We start from the raw sequence: 25,253 nt of genomic DNA on the forward strand, positions 1-25,253 counted from the left end.
ATTGACCTGCCCGCAAACGCCGATTCAGACCATTCCAAGCCTGATGCCCAGGTGCGGAGCTCGGCTATCAGCTCACAGGAGGACACACCGTGGCGAGTCCGCGACGCCGGCGAGGATGCCGATGCCGCACAGGAGCGCACGACCACACGCCCCTGCCCACAACTCCTGAACAGTGGCCTTCAGGTCGCCAGATCGCAGAGCAATGCGACATCCGCGCGATAGCCAGCGATGCGCTTGCGCACGTAACCGCCGACGACGTGCTGAAGGTGTTGCGTGCCATGCCGCAGCACTACCGCCAGCACGTGCTCAGCGCACTCGGGCTCCGCCTGGTTGCGACCGTCAACCGGGGCATGGCGGCCCAACTTCTCGCACGTCTGCGTTCCGACGCGACTCAGGGGCGTTCCGAGCTGCTGCGCGACGTCACCGCCCCAGTCAGCGTGGTACTCGACAGCAGGACGGGCCCGGATCAGTGGTCCTCGGTCCTCGGGCCGGACCCCCGGCGCGCACTCGAGGTGTACTCCGAGCGACACGACCTCCGTCAGATGCTTACCAGCGTCGTACGGGACCTCGGCACAGCGCTGCTCACGGCGGGCCTGGCCGTCGCGATCATCGGTGACACAGCGGGATCCGCTGTCGCGCTGGCGCTGCTGGCAGAGCAGAACGACGATGCTCGGTCCGTCCACAACAGTCTGTCCGAATCCTATCCGGGTCTTCCACCGATTCCCGCCGCGCCGTTGCGCGACCTCGTGTACTCCGCGCGCCGCAACGCGATCGGACTCGACGATTCCGACAGTTCAGAGGACCTCCTACCGCAGGCGGACGAGATGATCGACGACAAGAACACAGCACACGTCCTCACACCGGCCGAAGGCGACTGCGCCGACGCCTCGACGCACGCCTCTGAACTGTTGCGTCGCTGGGACGAGGTGAGCGACGTGGCCGCGGCCGTGGCCAGCACTCTGCGCCACGGCGGTCTGCCCGACATCGACAACCTCGATCGCATCGTCGCGTACGTCGAGGAGGCAATGACCGTACTGACCGAGCTGCGATCCGAACTGGGCGAAGAGGTCCCCGATACCCGTCACGGCTTGCAGCAGGCCATCGACCTGCTCGCATCCCGCTCGGCCGAGGCCGAACTCGACTGGTTGATGCGCCTCGCGGCGCTTTCGGGGCCGGACAACCTCAAGACGCCGCTCGGCCAGGTACGCGCGGAAGCAACGGCAGCCGTCGACGACCCGAACGCTCCCAGAGAGCGTCTCAAGACGATCTGGGGCTTCATCTCGCTGGCCACCGCGAGCAGAAGCGGCGGTGACACCGACTACTCAGCTCTCAGCGAAGCTCACGCGGCGGCACAGGAAGCTTGGCCCGCAATGGGCCCGCTGCTGACCGCGATCAATTTCGGAGCCGTCACCCTCCCTGACGCACCAGAGTCCGCGGAGCCCAGCAAATCGGCAGAGCCCGCAGGGAAGACGCTCGTGCCAGAGACCGGGAGTCCCGCGAGCGAGCCGTCCACCGGCGAACCGGAGTCCTCTCACACTGACGGTATCGACGACAACGTGCTGCGGAGCCCGTCGGACGTTGAACAGCCCGCCACATTCGAACCCCCGGCGGCGGACCTGTCCGATCTCGACACCCTGCTCGATGCGGGTGCCGGTGCTTCCCTCGCGGCGATCAGCACGCCGGGCCGGCGTCTGGCGGACAAGCTGGCCCTCGCGGCGAAGCCGATTCAGGCCGAGGCCGAAACCGCATCACCCGTCCGCGTCGAGGCAAACAGCTCGCGTGAGACCGGGACGGTCCATATCGCCAACGTGCTCCTGTCGGATCGCCGGTACGGGCTCGCCGCCGACCTGCTCGAAGCAAGCGGCGCTCCGGAACCGAACGTCGCCGCAAGGCGGCTGGCCGCGTGCGCGGCCGCGATCACCAACCCCACCGGGCGCCTGGCCTCCGCGTTCGCCGAGCTCGCACCGAAGGTGGAACGAGAGTCGCTGGGCGACGACCGCGCCGGGCAGCTCGTGGCTCTGACGGCCGCCGCACGGATCGCCCTGGTGGCACCGTCTGCCGGTCCCGCCGGCGTGATGCTTGAGCTGCTGCCCTGCGTCAGCGAGCAGCCGGCGCTCACGGAAGCACTCGAAGCGCTCGCCGATGCCAGCCGCGCGGGCATCGTCGTGCTCGCGGAAGCCGCGAACGCGGTAGGCACCCTCGCCGAAGCGGAGACCGCCGCGGCCGACGCCGCGACGGCTGCGGCGGCGTTGGTCACCTCAGCCGCCAGGCGCACCATCAAGTACATCCCCGCCAACGGCGTCTATCTGGCTTGGATGAGCCCCACCGGGGAACTCGGCACGCTGCTCAACCAGGTGGCGACCAACGACGCCCGCCTGGTGACGACCGTCCGCGAGTCCGTCGTCACCCTGCGCGGCAAGGTCCAGAAGTCGATCGACAGCACGTTCGCCTCGCTGCGCCGCACACACTCCCAGCGCATCGTCGCGGGGGCCCGCACCAGCCTTGTACAGCGCTGGGAGGAAGCACTCGAACTGGCCGGACGCTGGGCGGATCTGGCCGAGCGGGCCACGGAGCGCCAGGCGGTCATGAACGCGGGCGCATGGCAAGCGGGGTCGTTGACCAAGCTCCGCCGCCAGCTCGCTGGAGTGCGCGCGCAGGCGCTGAAGGAGATCAGCTCCGGCGAGGACGCCCACGCCGCGGCACTACTGCTGAGCGAGGCTTTCGCCATCTGCGACGGCAAGGTGCCGGAGATCGACGAACCGCCGCTGCCTTTCGTTCTGCACCGGGAACTGCTGGCCGCGCGCCTCACGCTCGATGCGGAGAGCCTGCTGCCGGACAACGGTTTGTCGCCAGCGCACATACCCGCTCTGCTGGAGGTGGCGGAGCAACCGGCCGCCGAGCCGTCGGCGGTGTACGAGTCGCGGGCCGAACGCGGAGACCACGACCTCACGGCGGTCCTGATCGCGGGCGTGCGGGTGTCGAACCCGAGTGTCGCGGCCGCACTTGAACGCAAGCGCGGTACCTCCCTCCCGGACAGGTCTTCCGGTGTCGAGGCGGAAGTCGCCGAGCTGGCCAAGCAGATTGACGCCAAGCGACTCGCCGGCACGCTGGACGACCAGCCGTGGGCGGCACTGGCCTCTCGCGCCGTAGCTCTCTGGCCACGGATGGACGGTCCCTGGCCACAGCCCCGGCGGCGCGTCGACTTCGGGCGGATCCTGGCGTCCGTCACCGCGATCAAGAACGAACTGCACGACCGGGTGCAGGAGAAGATCGCCTCGACGCGGGCCCGCATCGAGGAGCGCGCGGCGAGCAACACCGCCGTCGCCGCGAACCTCGACAAGCTCAACGAACTCGCCCGCAAGGGCGATGTCGCGAGCGCTGACGAGTACCTCCAGACGTTGCTCGCTGGTGGCACCCTGCCGGCGACCGAGCACCAGGCAGAGCACCTCAGCAACTTCTTCCCTGTCGTCGCCAAGGCGGCAAGTGAGCGCCCGCACCTCCTGACGAACCTGCAGAAGGCACTGTCGGCCGCTCCGGACGACGCCAGCGCGGCCGCACTCGCACGCATAGGACTGAACGTGGCGGACCTCTCAAAAGCGCGCCGCGACGCGGGCCGCCGTGCGTTGAACGCGTGGGGGCAGCTGGTGGGTCACAACACCGGCGGCACCCGCAAGACGGACACCGCCGAGCTGCTGCGCATGGTGCTGGCGCAGGCCGGTCTGGAGTTCACAACCATCAAGGTCGAGCAGGCCAGCACCAGGCTCACGGGCAGGAACTGGTTGCGGCTCAACAGCGTCACCGGCACAGGTGAAGCCCTCACCCCCGCGCTGGGCTCGGCGATGAGTCCCGATGGCACCGCTCTCCGCGTTCTGCTGGTCAAGACCGCTCCCACGCCGGCGACGCTCATCGAGTGGATGAGCGGCGAGATGGCGGACCACACGGTGCTCGCGATCTGGCTGGGCGGCGCCCTCAGCCCGGCCGACAGGCGAGCCATCGCCAATGCGGCACGCGGACGTCCCAACCCTCCGCTGGTCGTGTTCGACGTGGCAGCTCTCGCGTACCTGGTGTGCCAGCCGGAGCCAAGGCGCTCGACGTTCGCCGCGATCGCGCTGCCGTTCAGCGCAGCGAATCCGTATCGCGACACCCCTGGCGACACCCCTCCCGAGATGTTCTACGGCCGCACCGAGGAACTCGCGGCCGTGATCGACCTGAACGGTCCGTCGTTCGTCTCTGGCGGACGGCAGCTCGGCAAGTCGGCGTTGCTTCGCGCGGCTGCGCGGCGGTTCAACGGTTCCGGCCACGGCAGGCACGCGGTTCTGACAAGCGTGTTCACTGTGGGCGGGGACGGACGACCGGAGCGCATCTGGGGCGCGCTGTGGCCGCTCCTCGCCCGCATCGGAATCGTCGGTGACTCTGCTCCGACCGGAGACAAGGACATCGCCCCGGTCGTCTACGACTCCGTCATGCGCTGGCTCGAGCACGACCCTTCTCGCGCGCTCCTGATCCTGCTCGACGAGGCCGACGCGTTCCTGGACGCGGACGCTGCCTCTCGGGACGAGGACTTCTTCGTACACGTCGACTGGTGCCGCAGGCTGATGGTGGACTCGAACCGCAGGGTGAAGGTCGTCTTCGCAGGACTGCACCGGACCGCACGCTTCGAGTCGCTGCCCAACCAGCCGCTGTCGCACTTCGGCAAGCCGATCAGTGTCGGCCCGCTGCGGCCGCAGCACGCACAGGACCTGCTCATCCACCCGCTGGCCGCGCTGGGCTTCACCTTCGCGGACAAGACCGCTCAGCCCGCGCGCATCCTCGCGATGGCCAACAACATGCCCGCGCTGTTGCAGTTGTTCGGCGAAGCGCTGGTCAAGCACCTCGCCGCGCAGGCCGTCCCCGCCGACGGCCCTCCGCAGCTCATCACCGATGCTGACATCGATGAGGTGTTCGCGGACGCAGACCTGCTTGCGGCGTTCAGGGAAAAGTACGTGCTGACTCTCAACCTCGACCACCGCTACCTCGTAATCGCATACGCGGTCGCGGAGGCAGCACATGAGCGAGGCATCGACGCGAGTCTGAGTCTCAACGAGCTGTCCGACATCGCCCGGCAGCACTGGCCGGCGGGCTTCTCCGAAGTCGGCGCGGACGACTTCCGGGGCCTCGTCACCGAATGCGTTGACCTCGGCGTGCTCGCTCTCGACAGCAGCCGGTACCGCCTGCGCACACCGACGGTTCTGCGTCTTCTCGGTACCGAAGACGAAGTGCTCGACACGCTTTACACGGCATCCGAGCGGCTCGTGGTGCCGTCCCCGTCCGACGGAGGTTCCTACCGGCGCACGATCCGTTCCAGCCGGTCCCCACTCACCGAGAGGCAGCTCGGGCGGCTGTTCGACGCCCGGCGCGAAGTGCTGACGGTAGCGGGTTCGGCGGCGCTCGGGATCGACCGCGTCATGGCGGCGGTGAAAGCGGCCCACGAGCAGGGAGCGCAACTGGGTTCCGAGGTCGCCCAAGTCCACACCGTGACCTCCGATGGGATCAAGGCGGCTGTATCCCTCGCAGCCGGGTACTCCACGTTGCTGCTCGTCGACGCACAGGGCATCACTGCCGCTGTGCTGGAGATGTTGCTCGAGACGGCCGACACGGCGGTGCACGCGGCTCGTCACGACGTCACCGTGGCGTTCGTGGTGACGCCCGCCAACGCGGCTGCCTGGATCAAGCGCCAGGCGAGGATAGATCTCTGCCGTGTGGACGAGCCGGGTCTCCGGATGTGGTGCGATGAGGAGAACCTGCCGTTCCGGGACGACCAGGCCCGTGCGGAGCTTCTGCAAGCCACGGGTGGCTGGCCGCAGGCGATCGTGCAGGCTGAGCGCCTGGCGGCTAACACCGGAGCGGCGGCGCGAAGCGCGAAGCTGTTGGCCGACCTCGAATCGTGGCTGCACGGCGACGGAGGACGCGGTCTCGTCACGGCGGCGGGCATCGCGCCGGGCAAGGGAGTGTTGTCCGAGTCCTTCCGGACGGTGGTCACGATCGCCGGCGCAGACGGTGACCTGGTCATGGAGATCGCCGACTCACTTCAGACGTACGTCGGCACGGCCGCGCTCGACGCCGATGGATTCAACTCGTTCGAAGACGTGATCGCCGCCCTCGTCGCGCTCGGCTGCTTCACGGTGACCGACTCCGGCCGGCTGCGACCGGAACCCACGACGGCAGCGATCACGTCGGACGCCCCGGCCAAGGCCAAAGCATGACCGCCACGGTGAACGCGGCTATGCCGGACACTGTCCGGATCGTGTTGCACCACGCCGCGACCGTCGTGAGTGAGCGATCGGGCGAACCGGTTCTCCCGGACAAGGTTGTCGCGGATCCTCATGGGGTGGCGACGTTGCTGGCCCTCCTCGAACAGTCGACGGGTCTTCGAGCCGCGGTCGCCGCCAGGGTGGCCACTCACGGCGAAAGCGACTTGGACACCCTCGCGACCGGGCTCGTGGCTGCCGGCACGGAGGATGCCGCTCGCGCCGCCAACGGCGTCCGCAAGTTGCTCGACGACGCGCGCAAGGCCACACGGCGGGCTTCGCGGGAAGCGGAACGCGCCAGCCGTGCGCCTGCGGAAGAGAGGTACAAGGAACGCGAGGCACGGCGTCTCGCGAAGGTCAGAGACGCACGCGATCGTGCTCAAGCCCAGGCGACTACCGCCGCTCAGGAAGCAGTCGCGCTGCGGGCCCAGCTCGCTGAGACGGTGGACGAACTCCACTCCGCGATCATTCGTGCCGACGCGGCCGAGGCTCGGCTCTCCGCGATACGTGTCGATGCCACCGATCCCGTGAAGGCCGCCGCCACGCTTGCCGCAGCGTTCACGTCGCCGAACTCCGATTTTCCCAACGACAGTCGCGGTATCGGTCCTGGCGAGCCGGCGCGCATCGATCCGGGACGTACCGCCTTGTTGCCGCGCATCGACCTCGACAGGGTTACTGCCGCGGCGAAGTCTGCTGGACTCTCCAACGAACTGACCGCATCGGTCGCGACTTGGCTCCCCACGCTGCTGAACGCCTACGTGGTACCTCCGCGCCGACCGGCGACAGTGCGGGATCACGACCTCCGGGTCGAGGTGCTTGGTGGAGGCACGCAGATCGGCGGCTCGTGCGTGCTGGTGACGGCGGGCAACACCCGGCTGCTGGTCGACGCCGGTACTCGCCCCGGTGCCTTGACGCCGTCACAACTCGCCCCGCCCGCGATCGACAGGGCGTACGACGGACGTCTCGACGGCATCGTCATCACCCATGCGCACAACGACCACGCTGGCTGGGTTCCGTCGGTGCTCATCCGTCGTCCGGACACCCCTGTCTTCGCAACGGATGCGACCGCAGCGCTGTTGCCGATCATGTGGTTCGACTCCGCCAAGGTACTCGCGCGGCGGAACCGGGAGACCGATGGCACAGGTCTCGCCGCTCCTTACGGACGGGAGGACGTCCAGCACGCGCTCACGCGCCTGCGGGTGCTCCCGTTCGGTCAGCGGGCTCGCGTGGGCGATGTCGACCTGGAACTGTTCCCAGCTGGGCACATCGTCGGTGCGGCCAGCGTGATCGTCCACGCCGGCGAGCGGCGCGTCGTCATCTCGGGTGACGTGTCGCGCCACGCGCAGCGCACGGTCAGCGGAATCAAGGTGCCGGCCTCGGCAGGTGGGGCGGATCTATTGCTCCTCGAGTCGACGTACGCCGGGTCGCACAACAGCACTTCTCGCACAAAGGAGGTCGCCAGGCTCGTGGGCGACATCGCCGCCGTGACGAGTGCGGGCGGGCGAGTGCTGATCCCTGCGTTCGCGCTTGGCAGGGCACAGGAGGTCGCCCTCACGATCGCCACCGCACTGCCCGAGGTCGAGGTCCTCATCGACGGACTTGCCCGCAGCGTCACATCCATCTATGAGCAGCAACTCGGTCCTGACCGTGCTCCGATGCGGATTTTCGGAGAGAGGGTGCGCGCGGTACCGCCGGGCGGCACCAGGGATGCGCTGGCGGACCTGCGCAGTGGCGTGGTGATCGCAACCTCGGGAATGTTGACCGCCGGCCCCGCGGTCACCTGGGCCAGAAAGCTGCTGCCGGACGCATCGGCCGCGCTCATGGTGGTGGGCTACCAGGACGCGGACTCGCCTGGCGGGCGACTGCTGGCTCTCGCCAAGCACGGAGGCGGCGAGTTCGAGCTGCCGACTTTGGAGGGAGAGTTCGTTCGAGTTCCCGTAGAGGCGCAGGTCGCACAGTATGGACTCGGCGCCCACGCCACAGCCAATGAGCTGGTGACCATCGCGGCCGAAATCGGAGCGCGCGAAGTCATGCTGGTACACGGCGAACCGCAGGGTCAGGCGATGCTGGCGGAACGTCTCGAGAGCCGCGGCCAGGCAACGACGAAAACCGGCGAGTGGTCACCTCACTCCCGCAGCACAACCCGCGCTTGATCACCTGCCTGAAAGGTGGTCAGGCACTCTTCGCCGCTGGCCGATGGTGCGCCTGCACATCGTTCTACTGATCGGTATGCAGGCGCACCATCGAAACCGGTACGCATGAAGTCTTGATCGATACGACACCTTCGGGTCACCCCAGGCGGTTGTGAAAGACTTTCACGTCCGTCACCATCGGGCTTCATGCGCCTGTTCCCGCTCGCCGTCGCCGCCGCGCTGACGATCTCGCTCGCCACCCCGGCGGTCGCGACCCCAGCTGCCCCGAAGATCGCCACCTACAACGTCTTCATGCTGTCGCGGAACCTCTACCCGAACTGGGGCCAGGTGGCCCGCGCCGACCTGATCGACAGCACCGGTGTGCTGAACGGCCAGGACGTCGTCGTGCTCAACGAGGCCTTCGACAACGCCGCCTCGGACCGGCTGCTGGCGAACCTGCGCGACACCTACCCGTACCAGACGCCGGTGCTGGGCCGCAGCAAGGCCGGGTGGGACGTGACGAGCGGGAGGTACAGCGACTCGACGCCGGAGGACGGCGGTGTCGCGGTGCTGAGCCGGTGGCCGATCACCACGCGGGTCCAGCACGTCTACGCGGACGGCTGCGGCGCGGACTGGTTCTCCAACAAGGGGTTCGCGTACGTGCGGATCGAGGCGCCGACCGGGCCGCTGCACGTCATCGGAACGCACATGCAGGCCGAGGACTCGACCTGCACCAGCGCGCCGGGCGGGTACCGGGCGAAGCAGCGGGCCGAGATCAGGGCGTTCCTGACCGCGCGGAACATCCCTGCGGCCGAGCCCGTGTACGTGGCGGGCGACCTGAACGTGGTCAAGGCCGGTGACGAGTTCCCGCGGATGGTGTCGGAACTGGGCGCGCAGACGCCCGAGGTGGGTGGGCACCCGTTCTCGTGGGACTGCGCGGACAACAGCGTCTGCCGCGACCAGTACGGGCCGGAGTACGCGTCCGAGCACCTCGACTACGTGCTGACCATCCAGGGACCCTTGCTGCGCAACGAGACGCGGCGCGTGAAGAGTCCTGAGTGGTCGATCTGGTCATGGGGACGCAAGTACACCTTCAACGACCTGTCCGACCACTACCCGGTCTTCGCTAGCTGAGCATGGGCGCGACTGTCAGGCCGAGTTCGGGCATGCCCAGCCAGTCCAGAGTGGCGCCCGACTCGGCCAGCTTGATCCGCACGGCGTAGACGCTGAGCAGCAGGGCCTGCACCGAGTCCACGCCGTACGCGGCGCTGACGGCCTCGTCGCTGAGACCCACGATCTGATGTGGACACTGCCAGTCGCCGTTACTGCTCAACGGGTCCGGGCGCGGGGCACCGAACCTGATCACCACCTCGAAGCGTGATCCGTCCGGTGCCTTGCCCTCGATCTGCCGTTCCGCGACGACGACTCCCAGGTCCATGCGGTTCAGCCTAGTGCGTTCACCAGCCTCCGGGCTTGGACGACCGTCTTGCTGGAACCCTTGCGGGCCGCCACCTCCGCGAGACCGTCGACGGTGCCGCCCGGCTTGAGCCGCTGGGCCAGTTCGACCGCGAGCTCGACCAGGTCCGCGGCCCTGTTGTGCGACCACACCTTCGGCAGCGCGGCCTGCAGCAAACCCCAGATCTGCGCTGCGGCACCAGAGCGTGCCGTATCGCGAAGACACGGCGCGACGCGGTTCAGCGCGAGTTCGCCACGTTCGAGCAGCAGGCCGACGACCTCGCCCAGCGCCTTGCCGTCGAACTGGTCGCGAGCCGCGAGGATCAGCAACGCGTCGACTGCGTGGGCGCGGCCGACCGTTCCCTCAGCGCCGAGCCCGTAGGCGAGCGCCAGGCACGTGGCGACGCCGATCGGGCCTTGTATCTCGGCGAGTGCCGGGAGCAACGCGCCATCGTCGCCCTTCGACTCGCAACGGCTCGCGAGGTGCGCCACCAGATGCGCGGCGACGACCTCGCGTTGCACCGGCAGGACAGCAGGCCAGCACGGGAGCATGGCCTCCCAGTCGTTGTACCCGTACCAGTACCGCTCCGGGTCGGACAGGCCAGGCGTGAGCGTCACGAACAGCCGCTTCTCCTCACGCTGCCGGGTGAGGTAACCGCTGGAGGTCGAACGGGTGCGTTCCACCAGTTCGACGGCAGGGTCGGAGAAGCCGGTGAGCCACTCGCGCAGCAGTGATCCCGCGGTGCCGCGCAGCGACGCGAAGTCCTCGGGCCGGGTGTCACGCGGTAGCCGGCGGTAGGCCTGCCTGAGATCCAGCGGCCACGGTTCCCACTCCTCCGCCTCGGCTTTCGCGAGCCGTTCGAGGAGTGTTCCCGGGTCGAGCAGGCCGGACATCTCGGTGGGAGTGGACAGCAGGAACGGGCGCGGTGACCTGACCAGTCCCCTGGCGATCTCGCGCAGCCTCTTGGCGAGGAGTTGACTGGGCGTGCCAGGCACGGCGCCCTTCAACACCGGCGTCAGCTGTTCCATCTGACCGAGCGGCTCCGCGGGCACGGGCACGGCGGCGATGATCGAGAAGAACATCGACCTGCAGTCGGGCGAAGGGCGGTCGAGATAGGCCTGCAGGTCGAGGCGGTTCCTGATCCACGGGTACTTGTCGTAGATCGGCCCGAACGCGTTCGCGACCGCTTCCCTGTCCTGCCAGGCGAACCTGACCACGGCTTCGAGGATCCGTTCCACGGTGACCGGGTCGGCGTAGGCCGTGTTGCGGCCGAACAGCCCGTGTACCTCGCCGGTCAGCTCGTCCAGCGTGGCGATCGGGTCCGGCCACGGACGCGGCGTGAACGGTGCGAGCTCGAACGCCTCCTCCGCGACCGTCTCGGCGCCGAGCTGGGCGGCGAGATCGGCGGGCAGTTGCTCGGCGAGTGCGACCAGCTCGGTCCGGGTGGTGTCGCTGATCTTCGCCTGGTGCCTGGCGATCAGCTTGACCGCTTGACCGCGCAGGTCGTCGGACTCGTGCGCGAACAGCTCCGCGACGGTCAGCACGACCTCGTCCGGAGTGGACTTCGCGTGTTTGCCGAGCCACGTGAGCTGGGCGCGGATGAGCTTCTTCTCGGTACGGCCGAAGACCCACCGGCTCGCGTCGGCGAGCAGGTCGAAGCTGAGCTTCCCCGCTTCGTCCAACGACTTCAGCCGGTCCTGCGCGAGGGTGGCGACCGTCGAGCGCGAGTCGGGCAGCATCGCGACGTAGTCCCGTGCGTGCTCGGCGGTCTCGTCCAGCGTCACGTCGAGAGTCTTGTGCAACGCGAGGAAACCCTCCATCTCCGTAGCGCCGCCACCCTGCTGGAGCCGGGCCAGGCAGCCGTCGAGGAGCACCCGCCGGTCGGCCCGCTCGCACAGGAACCGCTGCCACTGCCAGGTGTTCGCGAAGATCGCCCCGCTGCCGACGACCTCCAGCATGCGCGGGATCAGCGCGTCGAACGCGGGCTTCCACCTGGTGTGGCCGTCGAAGTCCATGAAGTGCAGCAGGAACCCGTCCGAGTCCGGCGGGGTGTCGCCGCAGAACTCCAGGACGACGCCGAGCAGGTCCTGCCGCCAGCGTTCGCGCGTCGGCATCTTGGCGGCGACCCTCGTAACCAGGTCCGTGAGCCACGTGAGCTCACGGTGCCGCAACACGTCGAGAATGACGTTGATGCCGTTGTCGGGCCTTCCGCCCTGGAAGACGATCCGGTAGCGCACGAGCCACGGTGCGAGCACCGAGGCGGTGGGCAGCAGCCCTGCGCCGGCGATCGCGAGCGTTTCGCCGTGCGACCAGCGCCGGTCACCCGCGCGGTGCTGTCTCTCGAACGCGATCAGGTCTTTCACACACTCCTTGCGCTCCGCGGGCGTGAGACTTTTCAACACCTGCCCCAGAGCGAGTTTCTGATCCGACTCGATCAGCGCCTGGATCCGCTCGAACGTCACGCTTTGCCCCTGACCATGTCCGCCGCCAGCACGTGCTTGCACTTGCCGCGCCCGCCGCGGTACTCGGCCCACCACTGGCAGGTGCAGGCCTCGCCGTTGACGCGGTAGGAGCCGACGACCGCGGTGTCGCCGTCCCAGCCGACGGCGTTCTGCGCGACGAGTGCCTTCGCGTTGCGCAGCCTGGGGTTCATGGCCTCGATGTCGATGCCGCCGTAGGGAAGTTCGCGGTGGAAGTACGACGCCTCGGCGAGGTCGTAGCCCACCCGGCCGGCCGTGCCCAGTTGCGCCAGCGCGTCCCTGACCCTGGCCGGGGTGAGTCCGGCACGGTCGGCCAGGTCGGCGACGTCCACGCGGGGTTCGAAGTCGAGCAGCGCGCCGACCAGCTCGGCGTCGGTGTCGGCGTCTCCCGCCGCGAGTCCGTCGAGGACGGCTCCTTCGCCGGACAGGCCGCGGGTCACCTCGGGCGACAGGACGAGCGTCAGGCGTTGCGCACCCAGGTCGACCTCCCAGCCGCTCGCGACGGGCTTGCCCTCGGCCGGCGGGCCGTAGAGCCGGACGGCCTTCGCGAAGCGCAGCAACGGGAGGAGGGTCTCGAGGCGGTTCGGGCCCGCCAGGCAGACAGCGTTGGCCGAGGCCGTTCCGCTGAGCCGCAACGACTTCCCGGACGGCACCGCCCACACCGCCGCGCGGCCCTTGGGCAGCGTCTTGAGGAACCGCTGCGCGTCCGCCGCAGAGAGCTCGGCCTTCAGGTCGAACTTCGAGGTGAGGACCTGGGTCTCGGCGAAACCCCGCAACCAGCGCGGGGGCAGCGGGACCTTCTTCTCGACGACCGCGCCGTCGAGCGTGCCGAACTCGACCTGGTCGGGCCCGACCGTGAGGTGCAGCGGGTCGCCCTTGGTCACGCGGGCGAGAGCGCGCCGCAGCGGTTCGTTGACGTCGACGTTCGTGGTGCCGCGGTCGTGCACCTCACCGTCGAGGGCGTCGCCGAGGACATCCAGGCGCGCGTAGACACCGCTGCAGCCGGAGAACGACTCGAAGCGCAGCCGGTCGCCGTTGCAGGTGACGACCGGGTCCCGCAGCCGCTCGGTGGTGGGCTGGAAGTAGCGGGTGCCGGCGATCTTGGCGATGGCGAGCAACGCCGTGGCGGCCTGCTGCGAGTCGCCGAGGAACCCGGTGAAGAAGCGCGGGTTCGGCGCCCGGCCGCCGGAGGTCTGCAGTCCGAGGGCGCGCCGTGTCTCGTCCAGCCGGGAGTCGGCCACGTAGGCGTACGAGTGCATCGCGCCACTCTAGGGAACAGACGTTCGACTCGGCACCCGAATGCTCAAACGTAGCGGCGCAACAGGTCCTCCTCGGTTTCCCTGCGCACGATCGGCCGGGCGACCCCGTCCCTGACCGCGATGACCGGCGGACGGCAGACCTGGTTGTAGTTCGAGGCCAGGGCATGGTGGTAGGCGCCGGTCGCGGGAACCGCGAGCAGGTCTCCCGCGTGCACGTCCCGCGGCAGGAGCACGTCCTCGGCAAGCACGTCGCCCGCCTCGCAGTGCCTGCCGACAACGGTGACGGGCTTGGGTTTCCCGCCACGGCCCACAAGTCGCACGGCGTACTTGGCGCCGTACAACGAGGGACGCGGGTTGTCGCTCATGCCGCCGTCGACAGCTACGAACGTGCGGGCCGATTCCTTGACCGCGCACACCCGGTAGAGAGTCACGCCGGCGTTCGCGACGATCGAGCGGCCCGGTTCGACGAGCAGGCGCGGGGGTGGGACGCGGTGCAGCGCGCACTCGTAGTTGAGGGCGCCCTGGACCCGGTGGGCGAACCCCGCGAGGTCGAAGTCCGGATCGCCCCGCAGGTACGGCGCGCAGAACCCGCCGCCGAGGTCGAGCTGCCCGATCCTGGTGCCGCAGGACGCGATCAGGCCCACCATCCGCCGCACCGCTTCTTCGTAGCTCGCAACGTGTTTCACCTGCGAGCCGATGTGGCAGTGCAGGCCCACGAGCTTCAGTGACGGCTGCTCGACCACGCGCAGGATCGCCTCCAGGGCGGCGCCGGAAGCCAGTGAGAAGCCGAACTTCTGGTCCTCCACGCCGGTCGCGATCTTGGCGTGGGTGTGGGCGTCGACGCCAGGTGTCACGCGGATCATGACCTCCTGGCCGTGTGTCGCCAGGGCACCGAGCTGGGTGATCTCGTCGAACGAGTCGACCACGATCCTGGAGACGCCGTACTCCAGCGCTGCTTTGAGGTCTTCAGCGGTCTTCACGTTGCCGTGCATGACGATGCGCCTCGCCGGGAAGCCGGCGGCCCTGGCCAGTGCGAGCTCTCCGGCCGAGGACACGTCCAAAGACAGGCCTTCCTGCGCCATCCAGCGGTAGACCTCGGGGCAGGGCAACGACTTTCCCGCGAACACGACCTCGGCGTCGGGGAGTGCGGTGCGGAACGCCCTCGCCCTGGCGCGGACCGTCCGTTCGTCCAGGACCTGGCACGGGGTGCCGAAACGGGCCGCCAGCTGCGTGGCGGGGAGTCCACCGATGACCAGGTCCTGGCCGGCGAGCCGGGTGCCGTCCGGCCAGAGACCGTCTTCCAGCACCGGTTCGGTGGAGCATCCGGTGCTGGGCAACAACTCCGCGAGTGTCATACGACCAGCACACGCCTGCCGCGGGTCCGTGCCCAGGTCCCGGACGAGACCCTGACACGGACGGGCCCCGCCTTGACGCGATCCTGACGATCACGGTGGCGGGGACCACATCAGTGCGTACAGCACCCCATCGGCGTCGCCGGTGCCTCGACGGGTTCCTGTGCGGCGGCCTCGATCTCCCGGAGGATTCGCGTGCGATCAGCCGGACCCAGGTAGCAGCCCCGGCTGACGACGGCGTGGACGCGGCTGACGTTCGTGATGTCCCGCAACGGGTCCGCGTCCAGCACGACCAGGTCCGCCTGCTTGCCCGGGGTGACCGTGCCCGACTCGTGCTCCCGGCCGAGGCAGCGCGCGGCGTCGCGGGTGGCGGACTGGAGGGCCTGGGCCGGGCTGAGGCCTGCCTGGACCAGCAACGCCAGTTCGTCGTGCAGGGAGAAGCCCGGGAAGACGTAGGCGAAACCCGCGTCCGTGCCCGCGACGACGCCCACGCCCGCCTCGTGCATCTGCCGGAGCAGGCGCATGCGGGCGTCACCGAACTTTTGCAGTTCCGCCACTTCCTCGGGGCTGCGGGCGGGGCGGCCGGACATGATCTGCTGCCATTGCGCGCGCAGGCCGACCGGGATGTAGCGCATCCGTTCGAGGGCCACCGGGTCGTTCGTGATGGTCTCGGGCGAGCGGGACATGTTCCGTTCGACGAAGAGCGTCGGCGACTGCCAGGTGCCTTGCCTGACCATCGCGGCGAACAGTCGTCGTGCGCGGGCCGGTGAGTGGGTGGCGACGGCCGCGCGTTCGATCCGGCCCGCGTGGCGGCCCCACCAGTTCGGGTCCGCCGGGTCGTCGGGCATGGCGCGGAGCCGGGCATAAAGGGCGTCGGCTTCGTCCGATGTGGACGTGAACAGGTTGTAGAGGTGTTCGTGGGTGTGCTGCGCCAGCGCGTCCTGCACCGGCACGCGGGCTGGAACGTGGCCCGCGAACGGGATCCGCAACCTGCGGGCCTCGTCGGCGATGGCGGCGTGGCACTCCGGCGAGAGGAACGAGTAGACCTTGACGAAGTCCGCTCCCCCGTCCTTGGCCCTGCGCACGGCGGCGCGGGCTTCTGCCGGGGTGCGGACGATGTCCGAACCGGGCCAGATGGAGCCGGGCCCGTCGACGATCGCGCTGGCGATCACCATGCGCGGGCCGAGGATCTCGCCGGACTCGATGCGGCGGCGGGTGTCGTGGGTTTCGGGCTGGCCCCACATCTCGCGGATGCCCGTGACACCCTGGACGACGTGCAGTGTCGCGACGGTGTTCTCGAAGAACGTCGCGTGGGTGTGCAGGTCCCACAGGCCGGGGATCACGTACTTCCCGGCCACGTCGATCACCCGCACGCCGCGGGGAACGTCACGGTGCTGACCGGCGGCCAGGATCCGGTCGCCGGCCAGCACGACGGTCGAGTCACGCACGGGCGAGCGGCCCGTACCGTCGACGAGCGTCGCTCCTCGCAACACGGTCACGCCGCTCGCCGCCGTCGCGGGTTGCCCCACAGCGCCCAGCGCGACCGCTCCGAGTGCGCCTTTCCCCAGCCAGGACAACACGTCCCGGCGCGCCAGTTCCCCCACCGCTCCACCTTCCCCCGAAGTCCCCTGCCTCCAAGCTAGCGACTTCGGGGCGGCGGAGCAGTGGGGCCAGCCGGAAGAACTACGGCCGGGTCCACACCGCCACGTAGTCGACGGCCATCGAACGGCCGGGCGTCGTCTCCGGGACAGGAGTGCCGCGGCCTGCCACGCCGTTCGGGAACGCGCCGCCCATCGCCACGTTCAGCAGGATGAAGTAGCCCTGGTGGGACGTCATGTTGTTCCAGGAGGTCGCGTCCATCTGGTTCTGCCGCACGGTGTGGAACTGCTGGCCGTCCACGTACCACCGCAGCTGGTTCGGGCTGACCGAGCGGTCCCACTCGAAGCGGTAGGTGTGGAAGTTGCCGGGGCACTGGCTGCCGGGGCAGGCGCGGGAGGCGCCGAGGCCGTTCGTCTCGTTGCACGGACCGCCGGGGTTCACGCCGCAGTGCAGGACGCCCCAGACGCTGTTGATGCCGTTGACGTTCTCCATGATGTCGAACTCACCGATGCTCGGCCAGTTCCAGTAGTTGCCGCGGTACGGCGAGCCCAGGGCCCAGAACGCGGGCCAGTAGCCGAGCGCGCCGGTGCCGGTGATGTTCGGCATCTGGATGCGGCCCTCGATGCGCAGCACGCCGCCGGCCGGTGCCTTGAAGTTCGACCGGCGGGTCTCGATGCGCCCCGAGGTCCACTCGCCGTTGGCCGCACGCCACGGAACGATCCGCAGGTTGCCGGTGCCGTCGAGGCGCAGGTTGGCACGGTCGTTGGTGTAGCGCTGGATCTCACTGTGTTTTGAACGAGTAACCAGTACAGGCAGGGAGTTCCCAGCGGCCGTGGCCGGCATCTACGGTGCAACTGATCGCAGTCTGCACCGAGCTGTTTGTGCCGCCGTAGTCGTTCGACCAATCCGAACTTCAGCTCGGCGACCAGGCTGACGGGGTGGGCGGGACCGCTGCCTGCGCGATGCCGGAGAGTGGGAGGACCAGGACCAGTCCGAGCAGGGCGCGCGTGAGTTTTCGAGCCACGATGATGACCTCTCTGTCACGATCGCACGGCAGCGGACTTCCATGGAAGCGCTCTCACGGCCGCGCGTCAACCTCGAAGCGGTACCCCATGTGTGAAATCGTGCCGGGGTGCTGAACAAAGTCGCTGACCTGCTGCCCGCACGAGGCCTGGTCGCGGTCGACGGCGTCGACGGGGCGGGTAAGACGACGTTCTGCGACGAACTGGCGGTCGTGCTGCGCGCGCGAGGCCGTGAGGTCGTGCGGGCCTCCGTGGACGACTTCCACCACCCGCAAGCGGTGCGCTGGCAGCGCGGCAGGACCTCACCCGAAGGCTTCTTCCTCGACAGCTACGACTACGCGCGGTTCGTCGACCACCTGCTCACGCCGTTCGCCGCCGGGAAACCGTTCCGCCGGGCCAGTCACGACCTGGAGACCGACGCGTACGTCGACCCGCCGGCCGAGATCGCGGCACCGGACGCGCTCCTGCTGGTGGACGGGATCTTCCTGCACCGCGACGAACTCGTGCGGCACTGGGACTTCTCGGTGTTCCTGGACGTCGCCTTCGAGGTGTCCGCGGCGCGGATGGCCGTGCGCGACGGCAGTCCGCCCGATCCGGACGACCCCCGCAACCGCCGGTACGTCGAGGGCCAGCGGCTGTACCTGGCGGCGTGCGAGCCGGCCGCGCGGGCCGGTCTGGTGATCGACCACGACGCGCACCGACCCCCAAATCGTTACCGAACGTGATAACGCCAGGTCACCTCCCAACGACGTAAGGGCCACAGCGTCCGAACGGCGTAGCGAGGAGGCCGCAATGGCGACCACGTTCTGGGCTTGGCTCGTGTCCGCACTCGTCATCGTGCTGCTCGCGGTGGTGGTCCCCAGCCGTCTCGGCACGCAGAACGTGCTCAGGGACGCCCGTGGCCGCTACAGCCTCTCGCGGGTGCAGGTGATGGTGTGGACCGTCGTGCTGCTCTCGCTCGTCAGCGGCATGACGTTCGGCCGGTTCGCGGCCGGGCAGGTCGACGTGGCCGGGTTCCAGATCCCGGACCAGGTGCTCTGGCTGCTCGGCATCTCCGTCGGGTCCGGAGTGGTTGCGGCCGCCATCAAGGTCGCGAAGAGCACGAGCCGTCCGGACTCGGTGGCGGCCTACCCGCTCGGGGCCAAGGGCGGGCGGTTCTGGGAGATGCTCACCGCCGAGGAGGGCACGTCGGCGGGCAGGTCGATCGACCTCGCGAAGTTCCAGAACTTCGTGATCACCGTGCTGCTGGTGCTGATCTACGTCGCACAGGCCGTCTCGGCGTTCAGGGCCGTGGACAACCCCGCCGGCATCGCCGGGCTGCCCGCGTTCTCCTCCGCGTTCCTGGTGTTGCTCGCGGTGAGTCACGCCGGATATCTGCTGGGCAAGGTGCCGTCGCCGGCCGGAACCCCCGAGGGCGGCACGATGGCCCAGCGGCTCGCTTCCGTTGCGTCGGAGGAGAATGCGGCCGAGGTCGTCCCGGGGGTGCGCACCGCGTGACATCCACTCTTGCGGAGAGTTTCACAGAACACGAACGTCGTGGACCGGAAGGCCGTTCCACCATCGCGCGTAACGCTTGTACACCTGCGGTTCCCGGTCACCCAGGAGCTTGCGCAGGGCCGCCGCCTCATCGGCCAGCCCGGCCCACTGCTCCTCGTCGAGGGCGTGGAAGGCGGTCACCTCGACGCCTCCGTCCTCGGTCGGGCGCCACACCCCGGCCACGTGGCCGTCGGCGAGCAGGGTCGGCAGGGTGTCGCCGTTGTTGCGGATGACGAGCTTGCGGTACTCGTCCGGAATGATCCGGCTCCGGTCGGCATAGGCGAGCAACGTGCTGTCCCACATGGCCATCAGCCGTGGCGGCGCCGGGACGTCCTCGTCCGGGACCGTCCGATCAGGAACGTCGTAGTGGTCGCCGTGCCGGACGAGGTCCAGTGACGCCAGCGCTTCGCGGATCGTGGTGCGCGGCAGCATGCTGAACTGGTTCATGTCGAGGACGGTCGCGGGCCCGAACCCGGTGAGGTAGCGGCGCAGCGTCTCGGCGACGGCGGTCAGATGTTCGCGCGGCTCAGTCGTCACGGCCCGATAGGCCGGCCGAAGTCCGAACGACCACGGCCCGCCCGTCGGCGCGTGCACGAGTCCGCCGTAGGTGCGCAGCGCCCACCAGACGCCGGGTTCACCGACGTCGCCGACGTGCGAGTGCAGAAGTTCTTCGATCTCCGCCTTCTGGCGGGGAGTCGCGGCGAACTCGAGCAGGTGCTCCAGCAGCGCGTCGGTCTGCTCGATCGTGACGTTCATCGACTTGAACCGCTTGTCGTACAGCCGTGACGCCCTCAGCGCGGGCAGCATCGCGTGGTGGAAGACCTCGTGGTCCGCGGACGTCACGGCGTGCAGGGTGATCCGCATCAGCGATGCCTTGCGGACCACCCCGCTCACGAACGCCTCGTCCAGATCGGCGGGGTCGAAGCCCTCGATCCGGTTCCACAGCGCGATGTACGGCGACGCGGGTTCCTGTGCCTGGATCGCCACGACCCTGTCCACGGCCGTCGGCAGGTCGACCGGTTCGCGCCGCAGCAGCATCTGCCGGTCGAGCGTGGCGCGGTTGAGCTGACGTGCCGTGAAGGTCATGCCCGAGATCCTGGCTCACCGCAGCTTCGACGGCCACCAGATTCGGCCGCCGACATCCACCGAGAGCGCCGGCACGAGCAACGACCGCACCAGCAGCGTGTCGAGCAGGACACCGAACGCGACGATGAACGCGATCTGCGTAAGGAACAGGATCGGCAGCACGGCCAGCGCCGCGAACGTCGCCGCCAGCACCACACCCGCCGACGTGATCACGCCGCCGGTCAGGCTGAGGCCGCGCAACGTTCCCTCGACCGTGCCGAGCTGCTGGGTCTCCTCGCGGACGCGGGTCATCAGGAAGATGTTGTAGTCGATGCCCAGTGCCACCAGGAACACGAACCCGAACAACGGCACCACGGGATCGGCGCCGGGGAAGCCGAGGATGTGGTTGAAGACCAGCGCCGACACGCCCATCGTGGCCGCGAACGACAGCACGACGGTCGCGATCAGCAGCAACGGCGCCAGCAACGACCGCAGCAGCAACGCCAGGATCAGGAAGATCACGACCAGCACGATCGGGATGATCAGCATCCGGTCGTGCTCGGAGGTCGTCCTGGTGTCGAGCAACGTCGCCGTGGGCCCGCCCACCAACGTCGCATCGATGCCGTCGACGGCCGCACGAAGCCGTTGCACGGTCTCGACCGCGGCATCGGAGTCCGGCGCGTCCTTCAGCGTGGCCTCGATGCGCACGAGCCCGTCGGCCGTTCCGGACGGCCGCACCTCCGCGACACCGTCCACCTTGGACTTCTGCACGACCTCGGCGGCCTTGTCCTCGGCGGCGATGATCACGGTCGGCGAGCCGGTGCCGCCGGGAAAGTGCCGCGACAGCAGCTCCTGTCCCGCAACGGATTCGACCGGCGTCAGGAACACGTCGGACTGCGCGGTGCCGGATGCCTTGAGCTGCGGCAGGAACGCGGCGCCGGCGAGCAGCACAAGGGTGGTGACGATCCAGATCGCGCGCGGCCTGCGGCGCACCAGGGTCGCGACGCGGCCCCAGAGCCCGCTCGTCTCGGGGTGCTTCGAGCCGAACTTCGGGGCGAACGGCCAGAAAGCGCCGCGGCCGAGCAGTGCCAGGGCCGCGGGCAGGAACGTCATCGTGGTCAGCAGCGCGGCGCCGATGCCGATGGCGGCGACCGGGCCGAGGCCCTTGTTCGAGTCGAGGTCGCTGAACAGCAGGCACAGCACGCCGAGGATCACCGTGCCGGCCGACGCCGCGATGGGTTCGATCGTGCCGCGCCAGGCCGTTCGGACGGACGCGAACCTGTCCTCGGTGTCGCGCAGTTCCTCGCGGAACCTCGACACCAGCAGCAACGCGTAGTCCGTCGCGGCGCCGAACACCAGGATCGAGAGGATGCCCTGGCTTTGGCCGTTCAACGTCAGGACGTCGTTCTTCGCGAGCAGGTAGACGACGAAGCTGGCCAGTCCCAGTGCGAACACCGCCGACACCAGCACGACGACCGGCAGCAGCGGACTCCGGTAGACCACCAGCAGGATCAACGCGACCACCGAGCCCGCGACGATGAGCAGCAGTCCGTCGATCCCACCGAACGCCTCGACGAGGTCCGCGACCTGCGCCGCCGGGCCCGTGACGAGCACGGTCAGCCCTTGTGGGGCGTCACGCGTGCCGTCGCGGAGCTGGAAGATCGAGTCCTTGACGTCCTTGGCCGGGTCGAGCAGGACGACGACCTGCGCGGCCTGGTCGTCGTTCGGTGAGGGGATCACCGGCGACGCCTGGAAGCCCTTGGTCTGATCGGCGAGGTACCTCTTGTCCTCTTCGGTCAGGCCGCTGGTCCGTTCGATCACGACGATCGCCGGGATCGCGTTCTCGCGCTGGAACTTCTTCTGCAGCTCGGCGACCTGGGTGGACTCGGCGGAGTTGGGCAGGAACGCGCTGCCGTCGTTCTCCGCGACCTCCGACAGCTTGCCCGCGTACGGCCCGGTGAAGCCGCCCAAGGCCAGCCAGACGACGAGCAGGACCCCGGCCAGGACGCGCATCAGAATTTCCTTCGATCGTCGAACGTTTCGATGGTCGAAACAGTAAGCTGCGATCGTGAGCGACGCAACCGACTACGAGCTGAGCATGATGCTGCGCGCGCTGGTGATGGAGTCGAACCGGTTCCTGGAGATCTTCAGCGCGGCGCACGAGTTGCATCCCACGGACATGACAGCGCTGAATCTCATCATGACCGCTCCGATGACACCCGGCACGCTGGCGAAGGCACTGAACCTCAGCGCGTCCGCGACGACGTCCGTCCTGGACCGCCTCGAGAAGGCGGGGCACGTCGTCCGCGATCGCGATCCCGGCGACCGTCGCCGTGTCGAACTCCGGGTGCTCGACACGGCGACGGAACTCGCCGCCACGTTCTTCCAGCCGCTGGCGCGCGGCTACGCCTCCGCGTGGGGGCGGATGAGCGCGGAGGAACGGCAGGTCGTCGCGCGCTTCCTCGCCTCGACGATCGAGGCGACGGCCCGGGTGCGCGAACAGGTCAGCTGAGCCTGCCGGCCGGCAGCGTCCGTCCGCAGACCAGCAGCAACAGGTCCTGGGCCAGCCCCCTGACCGGCTCGCCCTCGCCGAACGTCCAGTCCAGGTCGGTGGCCTCCAGGCGTGTGCCGTCGAGGTCCGCGCCGAAGTACCTGACGTGGGCGGGTTTCAGGCCGTCGAGGACGATGCGGAGCCGGTCGTGCGGGACCCGGCGGTCCAGTCCCAGGGCGACGGTGATGTCCAGGCCGTGGATGACGTCGTGCGAGAGCGCGCCGGCCGGGCCACCGCCGGGCGGCGTCCACGGGTGGTCGATGTTGTTCTTCAGCGCGTCCAGCAGGTCGCTCGCCGGAAGCTGTGCGTCCTTGCGGGCCATGCGGTCGGAGGCGTGGTTGAACCGGCCGGCTGATTTCAGGGTCTCCAGGACCACTCTCGTTACTGACGATCGGAACGGCAACGTCGTGTGCGCGACGACGTGCTTCACGGTCCAGCCCTCGCACAGGCTCGGTGCGAGCCACTGTTCCACGGTGAGTCCACTCAGGAGTTCCGCCTGGTCACGCCGTTCCGCCGCCACCGCGGCGCGGATGTCTTCGGTCATGTCCAGATGTACGAGTCGGGCGACGAGAACTCATCGGTCCGCGTAGGGTCCTGTGCGTGATCGAGACGCTGGAGCCGTTCCGGGTCGAGCTGACCGGCTACTGCTATCGCATGCTCGGCTCCGGTTTCGAGGCCGAGGACGCCGTGCAGGAAACACTCGTGCGCGCATGGAAGGCGTTCGACAGCTACGACTCCGCGCGCGCGTCGCTGCGGACGTGGCTCTACCGGATCGCCACGAACATCTGCATCGACATGCAGCGCAGCCCTCAGCGGCGCGCCCTGGCCGTGGACCTGGGCCCGTCCGGCGGGGAACTCGGCGCTCCTCTGCTGGAGAACGTCTTCGTGCAGCCGGTGCCGGACGCCTCGGTGCTGCCGGAAGACCAGGCGATTCGGCGCGAGACCGTGCGGCTGGCGTTCGTGGCCGCGTTGCAGCATCTGCCGCCACGCCAGCGTGCCGTGCTGGTCCTGCGGGACGTGCTGGCGTGGCAGGCCTCCGAGGTCGCCGCACTGCTGTCCGACTCGGTCGCGTCGGTGAACAGCGCGCTGCAACGGGCCCGCGCGACGCTGCGGGTAGCCGACGTCGGCGCACCGCTGGACGTGTCCGATCCCGTGCAGAAGTCGCTCCTGAGCCGCTACTGCGAGGCGTTCGACCGGCACGACGTGCGGACACTCGTGGCTTTGCTGCACGAGGACGCGACGATGTCGATGCCGCCGTTCAGCTGGTGGCTGCGGGGCCGTGAGTCGATCTCTCTCGCGTTGAGCGATCCCGGCGCCTCCTGTGCCGGCGCCTGGCTGGTGCCGGTGCGGGCCAACGCCTCGCCCGCGTTCTGGCAGATGCGGCGCGGCCTGGAGAAGCCGTTCGGGCTGGTGTTCCTCGACGTGCGGGACGGCTTGGTGACCGGCAACACCACGTACCTGAACGTGGAGGAGTTGCTGCCCCTGTTCGGCTCGCCCCCGGCCACACCGATCAGTTCCGGGCTGCCGTCTCGTACGTCTGTGGACGACTAGTTCTGGAGGAAGTCCATGGCTGTTCAGCCCATCATCCTGACGCCCGATCTGGATCGGGCGCAGGCGTTCTACTCGCAGGTGCTCGGCGCTGTCGAGGTGCTCCGCTACCCGGCCGAGGGACCGGTCTTCTTCAAGACGCTGAAGATCGGCGACGGGGAGCTGGGGCTCGTGGCCCAGGAGACGGACGTCTCGCTGCCCGCGCGCATCGTTCTGAGCATCGGCGTGGAGGACGTCGACGCGGTGCTGCCGCTGGTCGAGGCCGCCGGCGGACGGGTGCGGGGGCCCGCCAACGACATGCCCTGGGGGCAGCGCGTGGCACACGTCCTCGATCCGGACGGGAACCCGGTCAATCTGACCCAGAACATCTAGGCAGCCCCGACGAGGTCGCGCCGGCTCTTGACTGGTTCCGCCGACCTGCGGATCCGGCCCCACGGCTTGAACACCGAAAGGACGTAGGCGAACAGCAGCAGCGTCGGCGCGACCACGACGGGGTACAGGATGTCGGCCGGGATCACCGCGGCCGGGTCGCCCGCCAGCATCCGCCTGCCGATCCCGGCCACCTCCGCGACGCCGGGCCGCAGCGAGAACGCGATCAGCAACGACATGCCGGCGTTCAGGACGAGCTTGATCGCGACCCACCAGTACCTCACGAGCCCGTACTTGCTGCCGAGGCCGAGCACCGCGCCGGAGATCATGCAGACGACGCTGGCACCGAACATCGGCCAGATCGCGAAGAGGTCGACCGCCTGGATCGCCACGCCCGCGGTACCGATGTCCTCAGTGGACAGTGCGACCACGATGAGGATTCCCAGCGCCAGGTCGATGCCGAGCCACGCCGCCGCAGACAGGACGTGCACGAGCAGAACTGCCTTGCGGGCGCGGCCACTGAGCTTGCGGGTCGTAGTCATCTCGATGCACTCCTTCTCCCGTGGTGTCGCGTCCTACTCTCGTCACCACGGGCGG

At 69.0% G+C, this 25,253-nt stretch carries 18 protein-coding genes; 8 read left to right on the forward strand and 10 right to left on the reverse strand.

The genetic code is table 11. The features are described from left to right. Positions 1-257 precede the first annotated feature (257 nt). The 3 genes from IG04_RS0108200 to sph all read left to right on the forward strand — a co-directional run bounded on the left by IG04_RS0108200 (position 258) and on the right by sph (position 9,553). Positions 258-6,242, forward strand: a complete 5,985-nt coding sequence (locus tag IG04_RS0108200; RefSeq protein ID WP_030475948.1) for a hypothetical protein — start codon at positions 258-260, stop codon at positions 6,240-6,242. A gap of 287 nt (positions 6,243-6,529) precedes the next feature. After that, positions 6,530-8,440, forward strand: a complete 1,911-nt coding sequence (locus IG04_RS0108205) for an MBL fold metallo-hydrolase (protein ID WP_159460414.1) — start codon at positions 6,530-6,532, stop codon at positions 8,438-8,440. Between the two features lie 186 nt (positions 8,441-8,626). Then, positions 8,627-9,553, forward strand: a complete 927-nt coding sequence (gene sph, locus IG04_RS0108210) for a sphingomyelin phosphodiesterase (RefSeq protein ID WP_173849955.1) — start codon at positions 8,627-8,629, stop codon at positions 9,551-9,553. Here the strand turns inward: sph and IG04_RS0108215 are convergent. The 6 genes from IG04_RS0108215 to IG04_RS42370 form a co-directional block, all read right to left on the reverse strand. After that, positions 9,546-9,857, reverse strand: coding sequence for a DUF6968 family protein (locus tag IG04_RS0108215; RefSeq protein WP_030475951.1), 312 nt, complete (start codon positions 9,855-9,857; stop codon positions 9,546-9,548). The two genes, sph and IG04_RS0108215, sit on opposite strands and share 8 nt — an antisense overlap. A 5-nt stretch (positions 9,858-9,862) precedes the next feature. Beyond that, the gene (locus tag IG04_RS0108220; RefSeq protein ID WP_030475952.1) at positions 9,863-12,337 is read right to left on the reverse strand and encodes a DUF6493 family protein; all 2,475 of its coding nucleotides are present in this window, start codon (positions 12,335-12,337) and stop codon (positions 9,863-9,865) included. Further along, on the reverse strand, positions 12,334-13,614 hold the full coding sequence (locus tag IG04_RS0108225; protein WP_030475953.1) for an SWIM zinc finger family protein: 1,281 nt from the start codon (positions 13,612-13,614) through the stop codon (positions 12,334-12,336). Before IG04_RS0108225 ends, IG04_RS0108220 begins: the two co-directional genes overlap by 4 nt. A gap of 44 nt (positions 13,615-13,658) precedes the next feature. Further along, the gene (gene lysA / locus IG04_RS0108230; protein ID WP_030475954.1) at positions 13,659-14,969 is read right to left on the reverse strand and encodes a diaminopimelate decarboxylase; all 1,311 of its coding nucleotides are present in this window, start codon (positions 14,967-14,969) and stop codon (positions 13,659-13,661) included. Between the two features lie 110 nt (positions 14,970-15,079). Then, positions 15,080-16,570 (reverse strand): amidohydrolase family protein, encoded by a 1,491-nt coding sequence (locus IG04_RS0108235; RefSeq protein ID WP_030475955.1) that lies wholly within the window; start codon positions 16,568-16,570, stop codon positions 15,080-15,082. Positions 16,571-16,649: 79 nt separating this feature from the next. Then, complete coding sequence (locus IG04_RS42370) at positions 16,650-17,408, reverse strand: glycoside hydrolase family 16 protein (protein WP_051769242.1); 759 nt, start codon at positions 17,406-17,408, stop codon at positions 16,650-16,652. A 289-nt stretch (positions 17,409-17,697) separates the two neighbouring features. Here IG04_RS42370 and IG04_RS0108245 point away from each other — a divergent pair, with 289 nt between their 5' ends. Beyond that, positions 17,698-18,312, forward strand: coding sequence for a nucleoside/nucleotide kinase family protein (locus IG04_RS0108245; RefSeq protein ID WP_036014079.1), 615 nt, complete (start codon positions 17,698-17,700; stop codon positions 18,310-18,312). 67 nt (positions 18,313-18,379) lie between these two features. Beyond that, positions 18,380-19,084, forward strand: coding sequence for a hypothetical protein (locus IG04_RS0108250; protein WP_030475957.1), 705 nt, complete (start codon positions 18,380-18,382; stop codon positions 19,082-19,084). 21 nt (positions 19,085-19,105) lie between these two features. Here the strand turns inward: IG04_RS0108250 and IG04_RS0108255 are convergent, their stop codons facing one another. Then, positions 19,106-20,209 (reverse strand): winged helix DNA-binding domain-containing protein, encoded by a 1,104-nt coding sequence (locus IG04_RS0108255; RefSeq protein WP_030475958.1) that lies wholly within the window; start codon positions 20,207-20,209, stop codon positions 19,106-19,108. Positions 20,210-20,224: 15 nt separating this feature from the next. Then, positions 20,225-22,201 (reverse strand): MMPL family transporter, encoded by a 1,977-nt coding sequence (locus IG04_RS0108260; protein WP_030475959.1) that lies wholly within the window; start codon positions 22,199-22,201, stop codon positions 20,225-20,227. Positions 22,202-22,256: 55 nt separating this feature from the next. Here IG04_RS0108260 and IG04_RS0108265 point away from each other — a divergent pair, with 55 nt between their 5' ends. Next, positions 22,257-22,700 carry a MarR family winged helix-turn-helix transcriptional regulator gene (locus IG04_RS0108265; RefSeq protein WP_338043504.1) on the forward strand — a complete coding sequence of 148 codons (444 nt, stop codon included), beginning with the start codon at positions 22,257-22,259 and terminating at the stop codon, positions 22,698-22,700. On the opposite strand, the gene IG04_RS0108270 is transcribed toward IG04_RS0108265, so the two are convergent. After that, the gene (locus tag IG04_RS0108270; RefSeq protein ID WP_030475961.1) at positions 22,693-23,283 is read right to left on the reverse strand and encodes a maleylpyruvate isomerase family mycothiol-dependent enzyme; all 591 of its coding nucleotides are present in this window, start codon (positions 23,281-23,283) and stop codon (positions 22,693-22,695) included. The two genes, IG04_RS0108265 and IG04_RS0108270, sit on opposite strands and share 8 nt — an antisense overlap. A 56-nt stretch (positions 23,284-23,339) precedes the next feature. Between IG04_RS0108270 and IG04_RS0108275 the strand changes: the two genes are divergently transcribed. Beyond that, positions 23,340-24,290: an RNA polymerase subunit sigma-70 gene (locus IG04_RS0108275; RefSeq protein WP_245815862.1), complete on the forward strand. Its 951-nt coding sequence runs from the start codon at positions 23,340-23,342 to the stop codon at positions 24,288-24,290. Between the two features lie 15 nt (positions 24,291-24,305). After that, on the forward strand, positions 24,306-24,659 hold the full coding sequence (locus tag IG04_RS0108280; protein WP_030475963.1) for a VOC family protein: 354 nt from the start codon (positions 24,306-24,308) through the stop codon (positions 24,657-24,659). Here IG04_RS0108280 and IG04_RS0108285 read toward each other — a convergent pair. Next, entirely contained in the window at positions 24,656-25,198 is a 543-nt protein-coding gene (locus tag IG04_RS0108285; RefSeq protein WP_051769245.1) for a hypothetical protein, read from the reverse strand. The two genes, IG04_RS0108280 and IG04_RS0108285, sit on opposite strands and share 4 nt — an antisense overlap. Positions 25,199-25,253 lie beyond the last annotated feature (55 nt).

The organism is Lentzea albidocapillata (assembly GCF_000719115.1).
GTDB classification, from domain to species: domain Bacteria; phylum Actinomycetota; class Actinomycetes; order Mycobacteriales; family Pseudonocardiaceae; genus Lentzea; species Lentzea albidocapillata.